We start from the raw sequence: 20,175 nt of genomic DNA, 5'->3' as shown, positions 1-20,175 counted from the left end.
GTCGAACCCTTTGAGGTCCGTTGAGGCACTGCTGCGATCTTGTACGGAATCGAACGTTTCTCGACGAGATCACCAAGGCGGCTCCGATCTCATGATCAACGCCGCCGGAGTGTCGAAAAACGTGTCGAATCCGTTGATGAGGGTGGATGCCCTCCAAAAGCTTTCGGTCATGAACACTTTGATCGAGCTGATCAAGTACGCATCTGCGAACACGACCGGTTGCCTCGTAGGCTCCGCACCTCTCATCGAGTATGGCGGGCAAGAGTGACGGCGCTCCATCTCACGAAGCCCTCAGCGAGCCTGCGCGCGCCGTGTATCGGGTAACAAGTGCAGCCTCGACGGCTCCGATCTGTACGGGCAGGCTCAATTGTTCAGGGTCTTCTGGGTGTCCCTGGAGCGGCACCCGGAGAACCCCGAGCTTGCGCGGGCGTCTCTCAGGTTTCGGGTGCGGACCGGGCCCGGCCCGCGCCGGCGGCCGGTGGCCCTTGCGGGCGTCTGTCCCGCTATCGTCGTACTGGATCGGCGACGACTGCGCCAAGGACACGACCGCGGAGGATGGCTGATGGTGTGCCGTACGGACAAGGAGACCGGATGACCACCGCGCTCATCGTCGGCGACCTTCAGGCGGGGATCGTGGACAACCACCCCTTCGCCGCCGGCGTGCTCCCCGTCGTGGAGAAGGCCCTCTCCGCCGCCAGGGCCTCCGGAATCCCCGTGATCTTCATCCGGTTCGGGCTCCGGGCCTCCGGCCTGGACGTGGCCGAGGGGAACCGGCTGATCCGTGGCCTGCACGGGGCGGGGACGCTGTTCCACGAGGAGTCGCCCGAGACGCTCGTGCATCCGCGGATCGAGCCGTTGCCGGGCGAGGCCGTCGTCCTGAAGCGCCGCGCCAGCGCGTTCGCGGCGACCGACCTCGATCGGCTGCTGCGCGCCCAGCGCGTCGACTCGATCGTGCTGACCGGGGTAGCGACCGGGGCGATGGTCGCCGCCACCCTCTACGACGCCTCCGACCGCGACTACCACGTGACCGTGCTCAGCGACGCCTGCGCCGACGGTGAGCCGGACGTGCACGACTTCCTGGTGAACCGCGTCTTCCCGGCCAGGGGCGCCGACGTCCTCACGGGCGAGGAGTGGATCGCCCGCCTGTGACCGGCCGTCGGCCGTGAAGAGGTGACGTCGGCGTCGGCGGTCGGCGACGGTGTCGAAGGCGGGCGGTGTCGAAGGCGGGCGGTGTCGAAGGTGGGCGGTGTCGAAGGTGGGCGGCGTGGTGCGGCGCGGGGTCAGGCGTCCCAGGTGACCGGGAGGCTCTTGACGCCGTAGATGTCGGCGATCTCCGGGCGCAGGGCGACCTCTTCCGCCGGTACGGCCAGGCGCAGCGTGGGGAAACGGTTGAACAGCGCGGGGAAGGCGACCCGCATCTCGACGCGGGCGAGCTGCTGGCCCAGGCACTGGTGGATGCCGTGGCTGAAGGCCAGGTGGCCGCCGTCCTGGCGGTGGATGTCGAGCGCGTGCGGGTTCCGGAAGCGCTCGGGGTCGCGGTTGGCGGTGTTGAGGGCCAGGACGACCGTCGTGCCGGCCTCGATGGTGTGGCCGGCCAGCTCGACGTCCTCCAGCGCGACCCGGAAGAACTGCTTGGCGACGGTCAGGTAGCGCAGCAGCTCCTCCACGGCCTGGTCGGTGAGGGAGGGGTCGGCGCGCAGGGCGGCCAGCTGGTCCGGGTTCCGCAGCAGGGCGAAAGTGCCCAGGGCGAGCATGTTGGCCGTGGTGTCGAACCCGGCCGACAGCAGGATCAGGGCCATGCCCTGCAGCTCCTCGTCGGTCAGGTCGCTGTCGAGCAGGTCGCTGAGCACGTCGTCGGTGGGGTTGGCCCGCTTGGCGGCCACCAGCTCGGCGAGGTACTGCTGGGTCTCGACGTAGGCGGTGCCGATCTCCTCGTCGCTGGCCTCGCCGCCGAGGAAGAGGTCGATGTTGTGCTGGAAGCGGCCCCGGTCCTCGTACGGCACCCCGAGCAGCTCGCAGATCACGATGGCGGGGATGGGCTTGGCGAACGCGGTCACCAGGTCGGCGGCGGGACCGGCCTGCTCCATGGCGTCCAGGTGCTCGGCGGTGATCTGCTCGACGCGCTCGGTGAGCAGCCGCATCCGGCGGACGGTGAACTTGCCGACCAGCGGCTTGCGGTAGCGGCCGTGCTGGGGCTCGTCCATCAGCAGGAACTCGCCGGGCGGTGCCGGGGGCACCTCGATGTCGCCGTAGTCGATGACCGGGTGGTGCTTCATGAGCTCCCGGCGGGAGCTGAAGCGCGGGTCGGCCAGGATGGCCCGGGTCAGGTCGTAGCCGGTGACCACCCAGCCTTGGTGGCCGTCGGGGAAGGTGAAGCGGCTGATCGGGGCGTGCTCGCGGGCCTCGATCAGCTCCTTGGGCGGGTCGAAGGGGCAGCCGGCCTGCCGCTGGGTCGGCATCGTGGCGAGGGTGTGGAGGGAGTCGGTCATGAGAGGTTCCTTCTAGGAGATCTTGCGGCGGTAGGTGTTCATGGCGAAGGCGTAGGCGACGACGAGGATGCCGGCGCACCAGGCCAGGGCGATCCAGATGTCGGAGCCGACCGGCTGCTCGGCGAACAGGGCGCGGATGGCGTTGACGATGGAGGTCACCGGCTGGTTCTCGGCGAAGACGCGCAGCGGGCCGGGCATGGTGTCGGTGGGCACGAACGCCGAGCTGAGGAAGGGCAGGAAGATGAGCGGATAGGAGAACGCGCTCGCACCCTCCATGGTCCTGGCCGACAGGCCCGGAATGACGGCGATCCAGGTCAGCGCCAGGGTGAACAGCACCAGGACGCCGGCGACCGACAGCCAGGCCAGCACGCCGGCGCCGGAGCGGAAGCCCATGAGCAGGGCCACCAGCATCACGACCACGAGCGAGACCAGGTTGGCGACCAGCGAGGTCAGCACGTGCGCCCAGAGCACCGACGACCGCGCGGTCGGCATCGACTGGAAGCGCTCGAAGATGCCGCCCTGCATGTCCATGAACAGCCGGTAGGCGGTGTAGGCGATGCCCGAGGCGACCGTGATGAGCAGGATGCCGGGCAGCATGTAGTTGACGTACGACGAGTCCGAGCCCGTCCTGATCGCGCCGCCGAACACGTAGACGAACATCAGCATCATCGCGATCGGCATGATCGCGGTCGTGATGATGGTGTCGGGGCTGCGGGTGATGTGGCGCAGGGACCGCCCCAGCAGGACGGTGGTGTCACCGAGGAAATGCTTGCTCATCGTGGGTTCCTTCTAGGCTTTCGCGCCGACGAGGGAGAGGAAGACGTCCTCCAGGGTCGGCTGCTTCTCGATGTACTCGACCTTGGCGGGCGGCAGCAGCCGCTTGAGCTCGGCCAGGGTGCCGTTGACGATGATCCGGCCCTCGTGCAGGATCGCGATCCGGTCGGCGAGCTGCTCGGCCTCGTCCAGGTACTGGGTGGTGAGCAGCACCGTGGTGCCGCTCTCGGCCAGCTCCTTGACGGCCTGCCAGACCTCGATGCGGGCCTGGGGGTCGAGCCCGGTGGTGGGCTCGTCGAGGAAGATGGCCGGCGGGTCGCCGATGAGGCTCATCGCGATGTCGAGCCGGCGGCGCATGCCGCCGGAGTACGTCGACACCTTCCGCCCGCCCGCCTCCGTCAGCGAGAACCGGCGCAGCAGGTCGTCGGCGACCTTGCCCGGATGGGCGAGGTGGCGCAGCCGGGCGACCAGCACGAGGTTCTCCCGCCCGCTGAGGATCTCGTCCACGGCGGCGAACTGGCCGGTCAGGCTGATCGACTCGCGTACCTTCGCGGCCTGCGTGGCCACGTCGAAGCCGTTGACGCGGGCGGTGCCGGCGTCCGGCCTGAGCAGCGTGGACAGGATCTTCACGGCGGTGGTCTTGCCCGCCCCGTTGGAGCCGAGCAGGGCGAAGATGCTGCCCCGCGCCACCTCGAAGTCCACGCCGCGCAGCACGCGCAGCTCCTTGTACGACTTCTCCATGCCACGCACCTGGATCGCCGGAGCCTGCTGGGTCGTCATCACTTTGTCCTGTCCTGTTCTGCGGCGGCGCGCTCGACGGCGCTGACGAAGCGGTTGCGCTCCCGGGCCCGGTACTGGCCGAGGGGGTAGTTGGCCATGAAGGCCTCGACGAACGCGACGGGGTCTTCCCCGAAGATGTCGCGGATGGGGGTCGCGTCGGCCGCACTCTGCTCGAACAGGTCGGCCAGGTCCTCGTACATCTCCATCGCGCCCGCGCCGTCGGCCGGCCCGAAGTGCACCAGGTAGCGCTCCAGCGCCTCGACCGCGATGCGGTGGCTCTCGGGCAGCCCCTTGACGCGCGCCTTGTACTGCCGCCAGCGCTTCTTCTCCTCCAGCGAGCCGGTGACGATCTCCAGGTACTGCAGGTAGCGGCTCTTCGGCTCGCTCGGCTCTGCGCTCACGTCTGCTCTCCTCCTTGGTGGAGCCGCCCGAGTCTCCCGGCGAGGAAGTCCCAGGTCCTCCAGAACTCTTCGAGGCATTCCCGTCCCTGAGCGTTCAGGGAGTACACCTTGCGCGGCGGCCCCTTCCCGGACGGGACCTTCTCCACGTCCACGAGGCCGCGCTGCTCGATCCGGACCAGCAGCGCGTAGACGGTGCCCTCGGCGATGTCGGAGAAGCCCCGCTCGCGCAGCGATGCGGTGATCTCGTAGCCGTACGCGGGCCGGCCGGACAGGATCGCCAGCACGACCCCTTCCAGCGTCCCCTTGAGCATCTCCGTCAACTGCTTGCCCATGGAACACCCCCTTCCAGCTACTTGGTGTCGCTGACTACCGGTACAAAGTAACACTGACTACCGGTACTTAGCAACGGCGAGTAGTTCGGGCGGTCGCCGGCGGCGGAATGTCCTTGACGCGAGGAAGGTTGAGGCGTGTATGAAAAAGATCGGTTTCCTGAGCTTCGGGCATTGGTCGTCGTCGCCGCATTCGCAGGCCCGCAGCGCGTCCGACACCCTGCTGCAGTCGATCGAGCTGGCGGTGGCCGCCGAGGAGCTGGGGGCCGACGGCGCCTACTTCCGGGTCCACCACTTCGCCCGGCAGCTCGCCAGCCCGTTCCCGCTGCTGGCGGCCGTCGGCGCGCGGACGAGCCGGATCGAGATCGGCACCGGCGTGATCGACATGCGCTACGAGAACCCGCTCTACATGGCCGAGGACGCCGGCGCGGCCGATCTCATCGCGGGCGGGCGGCTCCAGCTCGGCATCAGCCGCGGATCACCCGAGCAGGTCATCGACGGCTGGCGCTACTTCGGCTATCAGCCGGCCGAGGGCGAGACCGAGGCGGACATGGCCCGCCGGCACGCGGAGGCGTTCCTCACGGTGCTGGAGGGCGAGGGCTTCGCGCGGCCGAACCCGCGGCCGATGTTCCCCAACCCGCCGGGGCTGCTGCGCATCGAGCCGCACTCGGAGGGGCTGCGGCGGCGGATCTGGTGGGGTTCCAGCTCGAACGCCACCGCGAAGTGGGCCGCGGGGCTGGGCATGCACCTGATGAGCTCGACGCTCAAGGACGACGAGAACGGCAAGCCGTTCCACGTGCAGCAGGCCGAGCAGATCGCGGCCTACCGGGAGGCGTGGAAGGAGGCCGGGCACGAGGGCGAGCCGCGGGTGTCGGTGAGCCGCTCGATCATGCCGATCGTCAGCGACCTGGACCGCGCGTACTTCGGTCACGAGCGCGCCAGCTCCGACCAGGTCGGCTTCATCGACGCCACCACCAGGGCCATCTTCGGGCGCACGTACGCGGCCGAGCCCGACGTGCTCGTCAAGGAGCTGGCCGGGGACGAGGCGATCGCCGCGGCGGACACGCTGCTGCTCACGGTGCCCAGCCAGCTCGGCGTGGACTACAACGCCCACCTGCTCTCATCGGTCCTGACCCACGTCGCCCCCGCCCTCGGCTGGCGCTGACGCGCGCCGCGCGCCCGCCCGGTGGTGGTTCTACGCCGGCGCGGGCCGGTCGCCGGTGACGAAGGCCGCGATGTCCTCGATGCGGACGATCTCCCCGCCCGCTCCCCAGTTGCCCTCGGGGACCTCGTTGATGTGCACCCACGCGGCGGTGGCCCGGGTGAACCGCTCCGGCTCCGGGTCGGCGTCCGCGAGGACCCGCGTGACGCGGCGCACGATGTCGCGGCGCTTGTCGTCGTTCATCGAGCCGGCCGGCACGCCCACGCGTACCACGTATGCCGGCTTCTCCCCGGCGGCGAGCGGCCGGCCGCCGACGAACCAGGCGTCGATCTCGTTGACCACCAGCCACGAGATGGACCGGGCGGCCTCGGTGTCGGGGGCGCCCTCGGCGATCATCACCTCCGAGACCAGCCGCCCGCCGATCTTCTCGCGCTGCTCCGGGTCGAGTGAGCCCTTGCGGACGAACAGCTCCACGAACGGCATGAGTTAGTCCTTTCATTGAACTTGCTGGGAATTCGCAAGCTACAGCAGTGAGTTCAATCAATCAACCCTCTAGACTGAGGGCCATGCAACGGACCAGCTTCGCGGAGATGCACTGCTCGATCGGACAGTCACTGGAACGGATCGGCGAGTGGTGGACGCCGCTGATCGTGCGTGACATCCACCTCGGCCTGCACCGGTTCGACGACATCGCCGAGAACCTCGGCATCTCCCGCAACCTGCTCACCCGGCGGCTCGAGTCGCTGGTCGCCGACGGCATCGTGGAGCGCCGGGCCTACCAGGAGCGGCCGCCGCGCCACGAGTACCACCTCACCGAGGCCGGCCGGGAGTTCGTGCCGGTGCTGATGGCGCTGATGGCCTGGGGCGACAAGTGGGCCACGCCGCCCGGCGGCCCGCCCGTGCGCCTGGTGCACGACGCGTGCGGCGCGGAGTTCACGCCGCGGGTCTGCTGCTCGGCGTGCGGCGAGCCGGTGAACACCGCCACGGTGACCGCGCTGCCCGGCCCGGGCGCCGCCGCCGGCCCCGGCACCACCGTCCTCGCCCGGCGCAGCGGCCTCGCCCCCTGACCGGCCCGGCCCGCGGGTGAGGCGCCCTCGCGCCCCGACCGGCCCGGCCTGCGGGTCCCGCGCCCCGACCGGCCCGGCCTGCGGGTCCCGCGCCCCGACCGGCCCGGCTCGCGGGTCCCGCGCCCGCGGGCGCGGCCCCTCACGGGCCGTGGCAGATTGCGGCCACCTGCCTTGTCAGGGCCGGTGCGCGAGCGCACAGTCGAAGCACATCGACCGGCCCTGGAGGACGGATGAACGAAAAGGGCGCACCACGATTCCGCGCAAGAATCACGTTGAGACGCCTCTTATCCGCTGGCCTCGTGATTCTGGCCGCCGCCTACCTCGTCGCGCCGCCCGCGGCGGCCCTGGCCCCGCCGACGCCGCGGGAGTTCGTGTCGAACCTCGACCTCGAGTGCTTCAAGACCACCACCTACCAGCCGCCGGCCACCACGCTGACGCTGCGCCACCTCAACCCCGTCCTCGGCAACCAGCCGCCGGTGCAGGTCACGCTCGGCCCGCGCGAGCAGCTCTGCGTCCCGGTGGCCAAGAACGAGGTCATGCCCCCGCCGGGCGTGCTCGACTACCTCAGGTTCGTCGACCTGTCGTGCTACCGGGTGACGGGGCCCGCGATCAACCAGAACCTGGGGCTGCGCCACCTCAACCCGGTCCTGCAGAACGTGCCGGGCATCAGCGTCACGCTGAACGCGCCCCAGCAGCTGTGCGTGCCGGTCGCCAAGAACGGCCTGGTCCCCGCTCCGGACATCCTGCGGGTCATCTCGCACATCGACCTGCTGTGCTACGCGCACCTGCCGAACCCGCTGATGAACCGGCGCCTGGCCCTCACCCAGCTCAACCCCGTGCTGACCGGCCAGATCCCCGCCAGGACCGTCCTGGTCGACGCCGCCCGCCAGCTCTGCGTGCCGGTGCACAAGGCCGGTGACGAGATCCCGCCGGACGCCGTCGACATCGTGCGCTGGATCGACCTGGAGAAGTTCGACCTGACGGGCCCGGCCATCTCGCCGGTGCCGCTGACGCTGAGACACCTGAACCGGGTCCTGGGCCACCTGCCCCCCGAGGAGCTCCGGCTCACCGGCTCCGCCCAGCTGGCCGTCCCCGTCGCCAAGAACGGCGTCGTCCCGCCCGGCTGACCCACCCCCGCGAACCGGCCCGGCCCGAGCCCACGAAGCCGGGCCGGTCCGCCCACGCGTCACGACGCATTTCACCGATACGGGGGGTGCGGACCGGACGGGGCCTGACCCGCAGGCGGCGGAGATGCGACCGTGACGAGGGTGTCGAAGGGGCGGCCCGCCGACAGCCGGGCGACGAGTGTCCGCAGGCCCGCCTCGCCGCCGTTCGCCGCCGCCCAGCGGCTCACCTGGCAGGCGGCCTCGGCGTAGAGCCGGGCGTCCGCCGAGGCCCCGCGCAGCCACGCGCCGAGCGTGACCGGAAGGGGCCGGCGGGGCTCGGCCAGGCAGCGGTCCCCGTCCGGCGCGAGGTAGCGGGGGTCCCCGCTGACCAGCACGGCCAGCCCTTCGTCGAACCACTGCGGCACGTCGGCGCCCGCCAGCCGGGCGTGCAGCTCCACGTGGGCCAGCTCGTGGGAGGCGATCACGGGGTCGACGCCGCGCGGGGACAACATGACCGACCGGTTCAGCACCGCGATGCCGCGTTCCCGCCCGCCGCCGATCCGGCGGTAGCAGTCCTCCGACAGGCACACCAGGACGTCGGGAGAGCCGGCCCGCCCGCCGAAGAAGGCGCGGACGCGCTCGCCGGCCTGGTCGGCGACCGCGACGACGTGCCGGCGCCGCTCCTGCGACAGTCCGGGCTCGGCGTACAGGCCGGGCCTGATCCGCTCCAGGCCGTAACAGCCGGGGCAGGTGATGGCCGCGACGGAGGGGAAGGCGATCGCCGTCAGCGCCACGGCGGCGGCCAGGAGGGCCGTGGCGGCGACGCCCGCGATCCACCAGCGGCGTCGGCGGCGGGACATGGGCAGGCGGGTCTTGGGCTGGCGGGTCTTGGGCCGGCGGGTCTTGGGCCGGCGGGTCATGGGCAGGTCGTCCCGCGCGGCGGCAGGCGGCGTTCGGTGACGTACGCGCTGACGTGGCCGATGACGCACGGATCGGCCATGGCGCCGAAGAGGTTGTGGCCCGGCCCGTCGTGGCGGATCGTGCGGCTGCCGGGGACCTGCTCGACCACCCGGCGGGTGGAGCCGTAGTCCTGCCAGGTGCCCGCGCCCAGGAGCGGCGGCAGCGTACGGGGCAGCGGCCTGGGCGGGTTGGTCACCGGCGCCGGCCACCCGGCGCAGGTCAGCGGCAGGTGCCAGGCCAGGGGGAAGACGGCGCCGGTGTTCGGCGCGATCGCGCGCAGCCGCGCGGCCGTGCGGGCCAGCTCCCGCCGGCTGTCGGGCCGCGGGAAGTCCAGGCACTCCTTGACCCCGCCGCCCGGCGCGCCGGGATAAGGCTGGCTCTGCGCCAACGCGAAGCCGGAGGCGTCGCCGCCCTCGGCCGCCGTGATGGCCGACACCAGCTCGCCCCAGCGCGCGGGTCCGGGACGCAGCTTGAGGAAGGCGAGGCTCTGCAGGTGCGCACGGTCGTAGCGGGCGCCGGCCCCGGGCGCGGGGATCGGCTCGCGGTCGGCCGTGGCCAGCAGCGCCCGCCAGCGCCGCTCGGTGCCGGCGGGCGCCCAGGCGAAGAACCGCTCCATGAGCCGCTCGTGCTCGCGGGCCAGGTCCCGCAGCTCCCGGTCCCACTGTCGCGGGCCGTGGTTGCCGGTGCCGTCGACGTACATCGTGCGGACGCGCTGGGGGAACAGCCGGGCGTAGGACTGCGCGATCGTGCCCCCGTACGACAGGCCGAGGAAGTTCATCTTCTCCTCGCCGAGCGCCGCGCGGACGGCGTCGGCGTCGCGGGCGTCGGCGGCGGAGTCCATGTGGTCGAAGAGCCCGGGATCGGTGGCGCGGCACTTGTCGCCCCTGGCCCGGTTGGCCGCGGCCAGCCGGTCGAACCCGGCCTCGTCGCCGGGCGGCGACGGGGTGCGCACGAATCCCCAGTCGCACGCCAGCACCGCGTCGCTGAGACCGGGGTAGCCGCGCGGGTCCCAGGTCACGACGTCCATGGACGTACGGATGCGGTCGAAGATCCGGGCCCGTGAGCCGAGCGCGGCGATCTGGTGTCCCTGGGGGCCGCCGAAGTTGACCAGCACGGAGCCCTGCTTCCGGCCGGTGGCCGGCAGGCGGGCCACCTTCAGCGTGATCCTGCGGTCGCTGCCGGGCGACAGGGCGACGGGCAGGTCCGCGCACTGCAGCGCGGGCGCGCCCGCGATGGGGCAGTCGCCCCACGCAAGCGCGGGTTGCGGGGTCGGGGCGCCGAACGGCGTCGCGAGGACGGTCAGCGCCAGGAGCGTGTTGAGCATGAAGGAACGCTACGAGCCGCGGGCGGCCGGGGTCTGCCGCCGAAAGTCAGCGAAGAGTGTTCACCAAAGTGGACTATGAGGTGGCCGAGGCGCCATGAGTAGGGTGAGGCATATGTCCAGGTATGCCGTCATCGCCGCGGTCGTGGCCGCGGACACGGCGCTGCTGTGGTTGGACGGGACGCGGGGCTGGACGCTCGCCGCGTACGCCGTGGCGGTGGCGCTCACCATGGCGGCGACGAACCGCCTGCCGTTCGCGGCCTTCCTCGCCGCGCTGGCGCTGGCGGTGCTCACCGGCGGATCGCTGGCCCTGCTGGTCTGCACCGGCTTCCAGGCCGGGCACCGCATCTCCGCCCGCCGGGACGTGGTGGTGACGGCCGGCGCGCTGACCGCGTACGTGTGCGTCCTGCTGCTGGCCGTGGAACGCGCCCCGGGCGCGGCGGAACCGTGGGTCGCCCTGGCCCGCGTCGTCGTGCTGACCGCGCTGCCGCTGCTGGCCGGCCGCTACCTCGCCCAGGAGCGCGAGCACCTGCGCAGGGAGGGCGCCCTCGTCGCCGAGCAGGAGCGGCTGCGCGAGCGGCTGCGCATCGCCCACGACATGCACGACTCGCTCGGCCACCTGCTCAGCCTGGTCTCGGTGCAGGCCGCCGCGCTGGAGGTGGGGACGCTGCCTCCCGACCGGCGGCAGGCGGTGCGCGGCCTGGCGGACGCCGCCCGCGCCGCCGCGGCCGAGCTGCACGAGGTGGTCGGCGCGCTGCGCGAGCACGACGCCCCCGGCCTGGACGACATCGGCGGCCTCGTCGCCCGGTCCCGCGCCGCGGGGGCCGCGGTGACGATCGAGTCGTCCGGCCAGGCCGTCCCGCTCACCGACCCGCCGGCGTCCCGGGCCGCCTACCGGGTCGTCCAGGAAGGGCTCACGAACGCGGTCAAGCACGCGCCCGGCGCGCCCGTCACCGTGTCGCTCGACTGGCAGCCCGACGCGCTGCTGGTCTCGGTGCGCAACCCGCTGCCCCGCCGCCCCTCCCCGTCCCCGTCACCCGGGAACGGCCTGGACGGGCTCACCGAACGGGTCGCCGCGGCGGGCGGCCTGCTGCACGTCCACGCGGGCCCGCGCGAGTTCCGGCTCGTCGCGATGCTCCCGCTGGCCCCGGCGCTCTCCGGAGCCGCCACGTGATCAGGACCCTGATCGCCGACGACGAGCCCCTCATCGTCTCGGGCATCCGCACCGTCCTGGAGTCGGCCGGGGACATCGAGGTGGCGGCCGTCGCGCACGACGGGCGCGAGGCGGTCCTGGCCGCCCGGCGGCACCGGATCGACGTCGCGCTCCTGGACATCGCGATGCCGGTCATGGACGGCCTGGCCGCCGCGGCCGAGCTGGCGGGGACGCGGGTGGTGCTGCTCACCGCCTTCGGCGGCGCGGACAACGTACGCGGCGCGGTACGGCGGGGCGTGTCCGGGTTCGTGCTGAAGACCTGCACCCCCGACGAGCTGATCCGCGCGGTCCGCGCCGCCCACGCCGGGCACGCCTACCTGTCGCCGGCCGTGGCCCGCCAGGTGCTCGACCTGGCCGCGCCGGGCGACGACGAGCGCGGGCGCGACGCCGCCCGCCGGCTGGCCGCGCTCACCGCCCGCGAGGCCGACATCCTCGCCCTGGTGGCGCAGGGCCTGTCGAACGCCCAGGTGGCGCGGCGCGTCCACATGACCGAGGCCAGCGTCAAGACCTACGTCAGCCGCGTGCTGGCCAAACTGGGCTGCGCCAACCGGGTGCAGGCGGCCCTGCTCCTGCGCGACGCCACCTCACCCCGCTGACCCCGGCCGGCCGTGTCACGAGCGGGGGAGGGCGGCGCTCGGTGGCGGGCGGCCGTCACGGGGCGCACGCCGCGCAGACGCCGTACACCTCCTCGGCCCTGAACCCCTCCACCAGGTTCTCCTCCTGGCGTTCGGCCACCAGCCCGCAGACGCGGCAGACGAGGTGCTGGTGGCTGCCGGTGACGCACAACCGGTAGACGGCCTCCCCGCCGTGGGTGAAGGCGTGGAGGAGGCCGGCCGCGGTCATGGAGGAGAGCGCGCGGTAGACGGTGGTGAGGCCGGTGCAGGCGCCGCGCTCGTGCAGCTCGGCGTGGACCTGCCGGGCCGACAGCGGCAGCCGGTGGCCCGCCAGGACGTCGAGCACCCGCATCCGCTGAGCCGTCGCCCGGATGCCGGACCTCTCCAGCATCGGAGCCCATCGCCCTGGGTCCACCCTGCCTCCCTTCGCCACGAGGCGGCCCGCGGTCAGGCCGTGACGTCTTCCGCCCGGGTGACGAGCCACAACCCGAGCTCGCCGGGACCGGTGGGCGAGGCCCGCAGCCCGTGCTCGGCGACCTCGGCCCGGAGCCGGTCCCGGTCCAGCACCCACCAGGCGTAGGAGACCTCCGCCTGCTCGGCCGGCGCTCCGTCGGCGAGAGTGCGGTAGGTCATGTGCCAGGTGATCCGCCCGGGGCCGGCGGGCTCGGCGCGGCCCCAGCCCTCATAGCGGCGGTGGCCGACGCGCAGCTCGCCGAAGCGGGTCCGCGGCACCGCCGTGGCCTGCGCCGGAGGCTGGAGGTTGAGCACGGCGCGCCCGCCGGGCAGGAGGCGCTCGCCGAGCAGGCGCCAGATCGCCCGGCGGCCGCCGGGGTCGAAATGGCCGATGACGTTCATGGCGACGACGGCGCCCAGGCGGGGCGGCAGCGTGACGTCGAGCAGGCCGCCGGGCAGGACGGTCACCCGCCCGCGCAGCTCGGGACTCTCGTACGCCCTGGCCATCAGCACCGCCCGCAGCCCCGCGGAGGGCTCCACGGCGTAGACGTCGCACCCGGGCACCGCCTGGGCGATCACCCGGGTGCCGTGCCCGCCGCCCGCGCCGACGTCCACGACGGGCCCGGGAGCGCCGCGCAGGGCCTCGGTGACGGCGGGGGCCAGCGCCGTCCAGGCGGCCGCGAGCATCGGGTCCACGAACTCGGCGGAACGCTCGTACTCGTCGGTCATGCCCGCACCGCCCCCCGGGCCGTCGCGGCTCTCCACGGGCGAGGTGTCGTCACGCTCTCTCCTTCAGATCCAGTACGGGGGCGAACGGGTCGTGCCGGCCGGCCCACTCGGCGGATCCGGGCAGGATGTCGTCCGGGCCGATCAGGCACGAGTCGAGCAGGGAGACGATGCGGCCGCGGTCGAGGCCGGGGCCGGTGAAGACGAGGTGCTGGACCCGGTCGCCGATGATCGGGTTCCAGTCCAGCGCGGCGGCCGCGCGCCGGGCCGGTCGCGCGAGCTCCCAGGCGGCCCCGGGCAACGCGGCCAGCCACGGCCCGGCGTCCGAGACGGAGACCTCGCCGGCCGCCGCCTCCCAGGCCAGCATCCGGTGCGGCCGGTTGGCCAGCCAGAACCGGCCCCGCGAGCGCACCGTCGAGGCCGCCAGCTCGTCCATGGCCGCGAACAGCCGGACCGGATGCAGCGGGCGCAGCCGGTGCCACACCACCGTGGTGACCTCCCCGGTCTGCGCGTCGGCGGGCAGCTGCGCGGTGCCCGGATCGACGCGTTCGGCCAGCTCGCGCACGCACAGCGCACCGCCGGCCAGGCGGGGGCGGGGGACGATCGGGGTGTGCGGGGCCAGGTGCGCGAGCACGGCGGCCGCCAGCTCGGCGTCCTCGGGGTCGCCGCCGTGCAGGGACAGGCTGGTGGCGTACTCGATCTGCCGGGCCAGCACCTCGGCCAGGAAACGCCGGTCGCCGGGGATCGCCCGGCCGGTCTCGCACAGGCGGTCGCCCCGGCAGATGTCCACGGGCAGGTGACCGGCGTGCAGCGCGGTGTGCACGCACGCCAGGCGCAGCCGCCCGGCCGCCTCCGGCGCGGCGACCGCCTCGGCCACCGCCCGCGGCTCGACCGCGTCCCACAGCTCGACGACCAGCAGGGACGCCGCCGGGGAGCGGCGCAGCAGCTCGGGCAGCAGGTCGTCACGGACGGCGCGGGTCACGCGGTCGTCGCGGTCGTCGCGGTCGTCGCGGGCGGCGTGCGCGGCGTGGCCCGCGCGGTCGTGCGCGGCGTGGTCGTCGTGGGCGGCGTGGCCCGGGCGGCCATGCGCGGGGCGCACGGAGGTCCGGCCCAGGACGCCGGAGACGTCGCGCACCACCCGCTCGACCAGGGCCTCGCCGCCGGGGCGGACGTGGTGGTGGATCGCGACGGCGCCCGGGTGACGGCGCAGCAGCCGGTCCACCGCGGCGGCGCGGGCGGCGCGGTGCAGGCCCGCGACCAGTGCGACGGGGGTGCGCACGGAGCCCTCCTTCCGACGGGACGGAACTGCCGGGAAGATCAGCATAGGAACGTAAAAATGATAATGGATTTCATTATGGGAGGATAGTGGAAGCCAGGAATCGCAGGCCGGGACGGCCCGTGCCGGAGAGGCCGATCCCGGCGGGCACGCGGGAGGGGCGGGTGTGATCGTCCGGCCTTGCGGCATGGTTCTCGTGGTCCGGCCAGCCGGAACCGATCCGGGCGTCAGGGGAGGGGGGCGGTGTCCCGGGTCTCCTCCTGGAGCCTCTCGTGCCGGCGCCGCGCGAGATGTTGCTGCAGCTCGATGTGCCGGAACTGGTAGTACGGCCCCTCGGTGCGCAGCAGGCCGAGACGGTGGGCGTCGTCCAAGAAGTCCATGGCGCGCAGGGGCAGCCGTCCCTTGGTGGCCAGGCGGGGGACCGTCAGGTTGTAGGCCAGCCAGGCGTGGTGGCTGCCGAGCAGGAGCCCGAACAGCAGCCCCAGCAGCAGCCCGCCGCCGATCGCCACGCTCGGGCTGAGCCGGGCCTCCAGCCCGATGGCGCCGCCCATGAGGCCGACCACGAGCCCGCTGATGACCCGGATCACGGTCAGCCTCCTGTCGGCCTGCCAGGTCGAGCGGGGCGAGCGCGCGGTCGCGCTGGTGGTGGGGTGCTCGACCCAGCGGATCAGGCCGAGTACGACGACGAACCCGATCCCGGACAGCAGGCCGACGTTGCGCGCGGCGATCAGGCCGACCCCCGTGCCCCACATCGGACCGGCCATGAGCCAGCCGATGAGAGCGCCGAGGGCGCCGACGAGCACCCCGTCCCTGAGGACCGGAACGAGCTCGGCGAGCCTGCCGCGCAGCCGGAAGTCGGCGTGGCCGGGCGACTCGGTGAACCAGGAGCCGGTCACGATCACGACCGCGAGCGCGGACAGCAGGCCGAGCGCCGCGCCGGCCAGGGGCACCCCGGTCAGCAGCGCGAAGACGGCCCCGACCACCACCCCGATCACGATGCCGGCCCACAGCCGGACCGGACGGCTGGGCGAGTGCCTGGCCAGGTGCCACCACGCCATGTCACGCGGGTCCTCCTCCCGGAGGATGAGCTGCTGCGACAGGTACGTGAGCCAGCGCCCGACCTGCTCCGGACTCCACGCGTGCCGCGGCCGGAACGGCTGGGCCGGGCCGTCGGTGGGCGGCCGGGCGTTCACCAGGGCGGGGATGAGCTGGTCGCACAGGTGGTCGTGCAGCTCCGTCGCGCTGCCGCGCCCGAGCTCCAGCAGCGGCGCCGGATCCACCCGGGGCGCGATGTAGGTGGCCCGGATGAGCCACAGGCCCAGGGACGTCGAGGAGACCTCGGCCAGGGCCGGGGCGGCGCCCGAGCGCAGGGCGTCCAGGACCCGGGGCCAGGCGGGGTGCGGCACGGGCGGCAGGCACGCCTCCAGGTAGTCGGCGGCGGCGCGGGGGGTCATCGGCTGCGGCTCGATGACCGCGGTCGCCTTGAGGACGTCGCCGAGCTGCTCGACGGACTCCGCGAACTGCTCGGTGCGGCAGGTGAGGATGAGGTCGTCGGTCTCGCACAGCGAGCGGTTGAGCGCGGTGAGCATCTTGGCGCGGGCGTGCTCGGGCAACTCGTCGAGCCCGTCGATGACGGGCAGCACCTCCCCGCGGGCCACGAGCGTCTCCGGGATGCCGGGGCCGAGGTCCTCCGCGCGCAGGGCGGGATAGTCGGTGGCCAGGCAGGCGGCCAGCCAGTCCTGCAGCCGCGGGTACAGGCGGTCGTCCCAGCGGGAGGCCGACAGCAGCACCGGGACGTGCTCCTCGGGCCGCCGCGTGCGCAGCAGTTCGAGGACCAGCTGCACGGCCAGGGTCGTCTTGCCCGTGCCCGGCCCGCCGAGCAGGACGAGCCGGCGGCAGCGCAGGGCGCGGAAGTTGCGCGCCAGGTCCTCGATGTGCACGTCGGTGCCGGGAAAGGCGACGGTGCCCTTGGCGATGATCTCGGGATGGTCGACGAGCTCGCGGCGCTCGGTCGAGCGCCAGGGCAGCGGCATCGGCTCCGGGTCCGACACCGAGCGCAGCAGCGTCTCCTCGCGCCACTGCTGGGTCACCAGGCCGGCGAGGATGTCCTTGGCCGTGCCGATGGTGGCGGACGTGGGCGCGGGAGCGGGCGTGGCCCGTCTGCGCCACCAGGACAGGAACTGCATCAGGCTGTTGCCCAGCGTCACCACGCTGCCCACGGCCGTCAGGAGCGAGGCGGTGCCGATCGTCCGCCCCACGCCCCCGCCGAACCGGGGGGCCCAGAGCAGGAATGCGGTGGACAGGGCCAGGAGCAATATGCCCAGCACCACTGACATCCTGGCTTTGCTATTCTTCCGCCAGTATTGTCCAGACATATAACCAGTGTGCGCTTATGTCGCGCGGAAATAGGACTTATAGCGTCATAGGCGGCGTCCGTGAATCGGCAAATCGGGCCGCCGTTCCCGATGCGACGGTCAATCGCGCGGTGCCGGTTCGGAAACTCCGCCGCGCGCGGAGACCTTGCCAGGTGGGGAGCCCCTGCCGGGCGCGGAGCCCCCGGCCTCGCGGCCCGTCACGAGGGCCTGTCCCCGCCGTCCGGGCAGGACGAGGTTGCCGTCGGTGACCAGCATGAACCGCTCCAGGCCCGGTACGAGCACGTGCACGGCCACGACCCCGCAGGGCAGGGTGCGCACCGTGCGGTGATAGGCCGTGAAGCCGCGCGCGGCCAGCATCGCGGCCACCCGCCGGAGCTGGCCGCCGGGGGTCCCGTCCGTCCCGCCGAACTCGCCGGTCCCGCCGGTCTCGCCGGTCTCGCCGGAGGGTTCGCCCGGATGGCCACCGCGCGGGAAGGGGACCGTCCTGGCCGCGCGCAGCCGGCCGGTGAGGTCGAACCGCCCGCAGGCGCGCAGCGCGGGGTGGGCCGCCAGCCCGGCCAGGTCGTAGCGTCCGCGAGCTCCCGGGCGGGACAGGCGCTCGCCGAGGGTGGTCTGTACCAGCTCGGTGAGGGCCCGCCAGGCGGCGTGCGACGGGCTCAGCGAGGTCCCGGCGCCGCGACGGTGCGGGCGCGCGGGCGTGGGCGGGGTGTAGGCGAGCATGGTGGGCACGCCGACGTCACTGGTGATGTCCAGCAGCCGCACGGGCGATCCGGTCAGCTCCTCCGCCGTCGCGTACGCCCGCCGCGGGCCCGGAGGAAGCGTGCGCGGGTCGATCAGCCGGAGCGGGGGAGGGTCGCGGCTCAGGAAGGCGCGTACCAGGAGCAGGGAAAGGGCGTCCCGTTCGATGGTCTCGTTGAGGGCGTGCAGCAGGGCCTCGGCGGTCGTGACGCCCACGGCGGAGCCGCTGTTGCAGCTGTAGCGCATGAGGTGGGTGTAGTCGCAGTCGTCCCCGGCCGCCGCGTGCCACCGTGCGGTTCCGGCGTACCAGGGGGCGGAGAGGAAGAACGGCACCGGCGTCTCGGCTCCTCCGCCGAGGGCGCGGTAAGGCAGGCAGGCCATCGCCCGGCCGGGCGTCGCGGCCAGCAGCGGCGCGCACGCCTCCGCTCGCAGCGGACCGGCGGCGACCTCGGCGGGCGCCGCCCGCTCCACCTGGGCGGGGTCGAACCCGGCCGGGCCGGTCAGGTGGTGCTCGATCGCCTCGAACAGGGCGCCCACCCGGGCCTCCAGGGGACGCCCCTTGCCCATGCCGCAAGCCGCGAGGACGCCGTCACCCGTTCCGGCGGCCGGGTCGCGGTCGCTCGTCCCGGGGGTCGGGTCGCGGTCGCTCGTCCCGGGGGTCGGGTCGCACGAGCAGGCGGTCGAGCCGCGGTCGCTCGTCCCCGGGGTCAGGCCGCACCACCAGGCGGTCGGGTCGCGGCCTTCGCCCAGGTCCACCAGGCGTGCCCGCAGGTTCAGCGCGGTCAGTGCCGCCTCCGCCCGCCTCCCGGCCTCGGCGAGCGGCACGTCCCGCTCCACCGCCCGCCGGGCCGGCCCGACGGCCGGCAAGCCGGCGGACGGGCCGGACTGCCGATCGGCCGGCGGGCCGAGCTGCGGGCCGGATGGCGGGCCGGGTGGCGGGGTGTGCGGTTCACCGGTCCTGGTCATCGGGCGGGGCGGGTGACAGCTCCGCGAGGCGGTCCAGCTCGGTCTGGGTGAGCCGCTGGTTCGGCCGGTCCAGGGATTCGACGACGACATAGTCCACGACATTTCCCATGGCTTTCGCCTTTCTCTGTCCTGCCCATCGTAGCTCTGCCCGGATAAAACGCCCGAAAAGCCGATGCAAGCTTCGAAAGGCCGCCTCGCGGCATTCCTGGAAAGGGTGAAGGATGAATGATAAGTCGGTAAAGGGCAATGGATGGCGCGGTCAGCGGCCCAGGCGGCTGAGGGACTGCATGGCCTCGCGTTCCACGCGGGCGAGGTCGCGCAGGAGGCCGGCGGCGCGCGTGAGACACTCCGCGTCGGCCGACTCGCCGGCCTTGGCGATCAGCGCCGCGGTCTCTGTCCACAGGACGGCCGCCTCCGCGTAGAGCCGGTGGCCGGTGCGCAGGCGGTCGTCGTCGAGCAGGCCGGCGCACTCGGCGAGGAAGTCTCGGTAGAGGTTGCGGAACAGCGCGCCGCCGGTGCCGGCCCGCTCCATCAGGAGGGCGGCGTGCGGCAGGTCACGCCCCGGGTCGGCGGCGCGCCGGAGCCAGGTGGGCGCCAGCTCGGCGGCCTTCGCCACGCCCCGGTGGCCGAGGTTGGCGATGGGCGGGGCGAGGAAGGCGTCGGCGCACGCGGTGATGGCCGGGACGAGCCGCTCCTCGACGGCGGGCGGGGCGGCCGGCGCGGTGAGGGTGAAGGAGCGGTGCCTGGCCGTCATCGGGCCGCGCTCGGCCCTGGCCCGGGCGAGGCTGTCCAGGCCGGTGGTGACCGCGCCGCCCTGCTGGGCGGTGTCCACCAGGTGGGCGTCGTGGTCGTCGTAGCCGTACATGGCGACGATGTGGCCGCCGAAGTGCACCTTCGCGGTGAAGTAGTCCAGGTGGTAGCTGTCGAGCTGGAGCCCGACGGGGCGGCCCGCGTCGATGAGGGCCGCCACGTTCTCCCAGGCCCGGCGGGGTGAGGTGGTCTCCTGGACGGCGAGGTCCAGGCCGAGCCGGGCGGCCAGGTTCCTGGTGAGCTCGAAGGGCTTGACCCGGCCGCCGAGGAAGGGGAAGTCCATCGCCTTGCCGTCCCAGTAGACGAAGGACAGGCCGGAGCCGAGGCCGAAGAGCATGGGCTCGGACAGGTCGATCCCCTGGTGCCGCAGCAGCACGCCCAGGGCCGTCGTCTCGCAGTGCTGACCGCCGCGGGTGTCGACGTTCGGCGCCATGCTCATGCTGGGGGTCATGCGGTGCTCTCCTGAGCGGGGGTGATCGGGGGACGTGCGGCCGGAGGTCCGGGGAGCGCGGGAGGTTCGTCGTGCACGCCATCAGGGTGGACTCTCCCACCGGGGGAGAGTCCACCCGCCGGGGGCGCCGGCAGGCCGGGCGGCCCGCCGAAGGGCGTCGCCGG

The 20,175-nt window shown here is 73.3% G+C and carries 22 protein-coding genes; 7 read left to right on the top strand and 15 right to left on the bottom strand.

What is annotated here, in order from left to right; translation table 11 throughout:
• Positions 1-91 precede the first annotated feature (91 nt).
• A complete protein-coding gene (locus IO39_RS54170) occupies positions 92-268 on the top strand; it encodes a hypothetical protein (RefSeq protein WP_157547989.1) in 177 nt (58 codons plus the stop codon).
• A gap of 323 nt (positions 269-591) precedes the next feature.
• The gene (locus tag IO39_RS07295) at positions 592-1,149 is read left to right on the top strand and encodes a cysteine hydrolase family protein (protein WP_043617951.1); all 558 of its coding nucleotides are present in this window, start codon (positions 592-594) and stop codon (positions 1,147-1,149) included.
• Positions 1,150-1,280: 131 nt separating this feature from the next.
• On the opposite strand, the gene IO39_RS07290 is transcribed toward IO39_RS07295, so the two are convergent.
• The 5 genes from IO39_RS07290 to IO39_RS07270 are packed head-to-tail and all read right to left on the bottom strand — an operon-like array spanning position 1,281 to position 4,776.
• Positions 1,281-2,489 carry a cytochrome P450 gene (locus IO39_RS07290; protein ID WP_043617949.1) on the bottom strand — a complete coding sequence of 403 codons (1,209 nt, stop codon included), beginning with the start codon at positions 2,487-2,489 and terminating at the stop codon, positions 1,281-1,283.
• A gap of 12 nt (positions 2,490-2,501) precedes the next feature.
• The gene (locus IO39_RS07285) at positions 2,502-3,266 is read right to left on the bottom strand and encodes an ABC transporter permease (RefSeq protein ID WP_043617947.1); all 765 of its coding nucleotides are present in this window, start codon (positions 3,264-3,266) and stop codon (positions 2,502-2,504) included.
• 12 nt (positions 3,267-3,278) lie between these two features.
• A complete protein-coding gene (locus IO39_RS07280; protein WP_043617944.1) occupies positions 3,279-4,043 on the bottom strand; it encodes an ABC transporter ATP-binding protein in 765 nt (254 codons plus the stop codon).
• Positions 4,043-4,444 carry a DUF1048 domain-containing protein gene (locus IO39_RS07275; RefSeq protein ID WP_043617941.1) on the bottom strand — a complete coding sequence of 134 codons (402 nt, stop codon included), beginning with the start codon at positions 4,442-4,444 and terminating at the stop codon, positions 4,043-4,045. The genes IO39_RS07280 and IO39_RS07275 overlap by 1 nt, the downstream gene beginning before the upstream one ends.
• The gene (locus IO39_RS07270; RefSeq protein ID WP_043617938.1) at positions 4,441-4,776 is read right to left on the bottom strand and encodes a PadR family transcriptional regulator; all 336 of its coding nucleotides are present in this window, start codon (positions 4,774-4,776) and stop codon (positions 4,441-4,443) included. Before IO39_RS07270 ends, IO39_RS07275 begins: the two co-directional genes overlap by 4 nt.
• A 139-nt stretch (positions 4,777-4,915) precedes the next feature.
• Between IO39_RS07270 and IO39_RS07265 the strand changes: the two genes are divergently transcribed.
• Positions 4,916-5,938 (top strand): LLM class flavin-dependent oxidoreductase, encoded by a 1,023-nt coding sequence (locus IO39_RS07265; RefSeq protein WP_043617935.1) that lies wholly within the window; start codon positions 4,916-4,918, stop codon positions 5,936-5,938.
• 30 nt (positions 5,939-5,968) lie between these two features.
• On the opposite strand, the gene IO39_RS07260 is transcribed toward IO39_RS07265, so the two are convergent.
• Entirely contained in the window at positions 5,969-6,418 is a 450-nt protein-coding gene (locus tag IO39_RS07260; RefSeq protein WP_043617931.1) for a tautomerase family protein, read from the bottom strand.
• An 83-nt stretch (positions 6,419-6,501) separates the two neighbouring features.
• Here IO39_RS07260 and IO39_RS07255 point away from each other — a divergent pair, with 83 nt between their 5' ends.
• Both IO39_RS07255 and IO39_RS07250 read left to right on the top strand, forming a co-directional pair.
• Positions 6,502-7,002 carry a winged helix-turn-helix transcriptional regulator gene (locus tag IO39_RS07255; protein WP_043617928.1) on the top strand — a complete coding sequence of 167 codons (501 nt, stop codon included), beginning with the start codon at positions 6,502-6,504 and terminating at the stop codon, positions 7,000-7,002.
• Positions 7,003-7,301: 299 nt separating this feature from the next.
• Positions 7,302-8,129 carry a hypothetical protein gene (locus IO39_RS07250; protein WP_245641844.1) on the top strand — a complete coding sequence of 276 codons (828 nt, stop codon included), beginning with the start codon at positions 7,302-7,304 and terminating at the stop codon, positions 8,127-8,129.
• 71 nt (positions 8,130-8,200) lie between these two features.
• On the opposite strand, the gene IO39_RS07245 is transcribed toward IO39_RS07250, so the two are convergent.
• Positions 8,201-9,028, bottom strand: coding sequence for a hypothetical protein (locus IO39_RS07245; protein ID WP_063765228.1), 828 nt, complete (start codon positions 9,026-9,028; stop codon positions 8,201-8,203).
• Positions 9,025-10,392 (bottom strand): alpha/beta hydrolase, encoded by a 1,368-nt coding sequence (locus tag IO39_RS07240; protein WP_052422553.1) that lies wholly within the window; start codon positions 10,390-10,392, stop codon positions 9,025-9,027. The genes IO39_RS07245 and IO39_RS07240 overlap by 4 nt, the downstream gene beginning before the upstream one ends.
• A 112-nt stretch (positions 10,393-10,504) precedes the next feature.
• On the opposite strand from IO39_RS07240, the gene IO39_RS07235 reads away from it, so the two are divergent.
• Together IO39_RS07235 and IO39_RS07230 are read left to right on the top strand one after the other, a co-directional pair.
• Complete coding sequence (locus IO39_RS07235) at positions 10,505-11,563, top strand: sensor histidine kinase (RefSeq protein ID WP_052422552.1); 1,059 nt, start codon at positions 10,505-10,507, stop codon at positions 11,561-11,563.
• The gene (locus tag IO39_RS07230; protein WP_043617923.1) at positions 11,560-12,198 is read left to right on the top strand and encodes a response regulator; all 639 of its coding nucleotides are present in this window, start codon (positions 11,560-11,562) and stop codon (positions 12,196-12,198) included. Before IO39_RS07235 ends, IO39_RS07230 begins: the two co-directional genes overlap by 4 nt.
• Before the next feature lie 55 nt (positions 12,199-12,253).
• On the opposite strand, the gene IO39_RS07225 is transcribed toward IO39_RS07230, so the two are convergent.
• The 7 genes from IO39_RS07225 to IO39_RS07200 form a co-directional block, all read right to left on the bottom strand.
• Positions 12,254-12,607, bottom strand: coding sequence for a Fur family transcriptional regulator (locus IO39_RS07225; RefSeq protein ID WP_052422551.1), 354 nt, complete (start codon positions 12,605-12,607; stop codon positions 12,254-12,256).
• A 56-nt stretch (positions 12,608-12,663) separates the two neighbouring features.
• Positions 12,664-13,398 (bottom strand): class I SAM-dependent methyltransferase, encoded by a 735-nt coding sequence (locus tag IO39_RS07220; protein WP_043618115.1) that lies wholly within the window; start codon positions 13,396-13,398, stop codon positions 12,664-12,666.
• Between the two features lie 49 nt (positions 13,399-13,447).
• A complete protein-coding gene (locus IO39_RS07215; protein ID WP_043618111.1) occupies positions 13,448-14,674 on the bottom strand; it encodes a GTP-binding protein in 1,227 nt (408 codons plus the stop codon).
• A gap of 224 nt (positions 14,675-14,898) precedes the next feature.
• Entirely contained in the window at positions 14,899-17,007 is a 2,109-nt protein-coding gene (locus IO39_RS07210) for an NACHT domain-containing protein (RefSeq protein WP_169789029.1), read from the bottom strand.
• 138 nt (positions 17,008-17,145) lie between these two features.
• Positions 17,146-18,609, bottom strand: a complete 1,464-nt coding sequence (locus IO39_RS07205) for a YcaO-like family protein (protein WP_157547987.1) — start codon at positions 18,607-18,609, stop codon at positions 17,146-17,148.
• 124 nt (positions 18,610-18,733) lie between these two features.
• Positions 18,734-18,859, bottom strand: coding sequence for a hypothetical protein (locus IO39_RS58795; RefSeq protein WP_281200057.1), 126 nt, complete (start codon positions 18,857-18,859; stop codon positions 18,734-18,736).
• Positions 18,860-19,009: 150 nt separating this feature from the next.
• The gene (locus IO39_RS07200) at positions 19,010-20,011 is read right to left on the bottom strand and encodes a BtrH N-terminal domain-containing protein (RefSeq protein WP_245641843.1); all 1,002 of its coding nucleotides are present in this window, start codon (positions 20,009-20,011) and stop codon (positions 19,010-19,012) included.
• Between the last annotated feature and the right edge of the window lie 164 nt (positions 20,012-20,175).

Origin of the sequence: Nonomuraea candida (genome assembly GCF_000725485.1) — a bacterium.
Lineage (GTDB): Bacteria > Actinomycetota > Actinomycetes > Streptosporangiales > Streptosporangiaceae > Nonomuraea > Nonomuraea candida.
The sequence above is the reverse complement of the archived record's forward strand: the minus strand, read 5'-3'. Positions and strand labels throughout refer to the sequence as shown.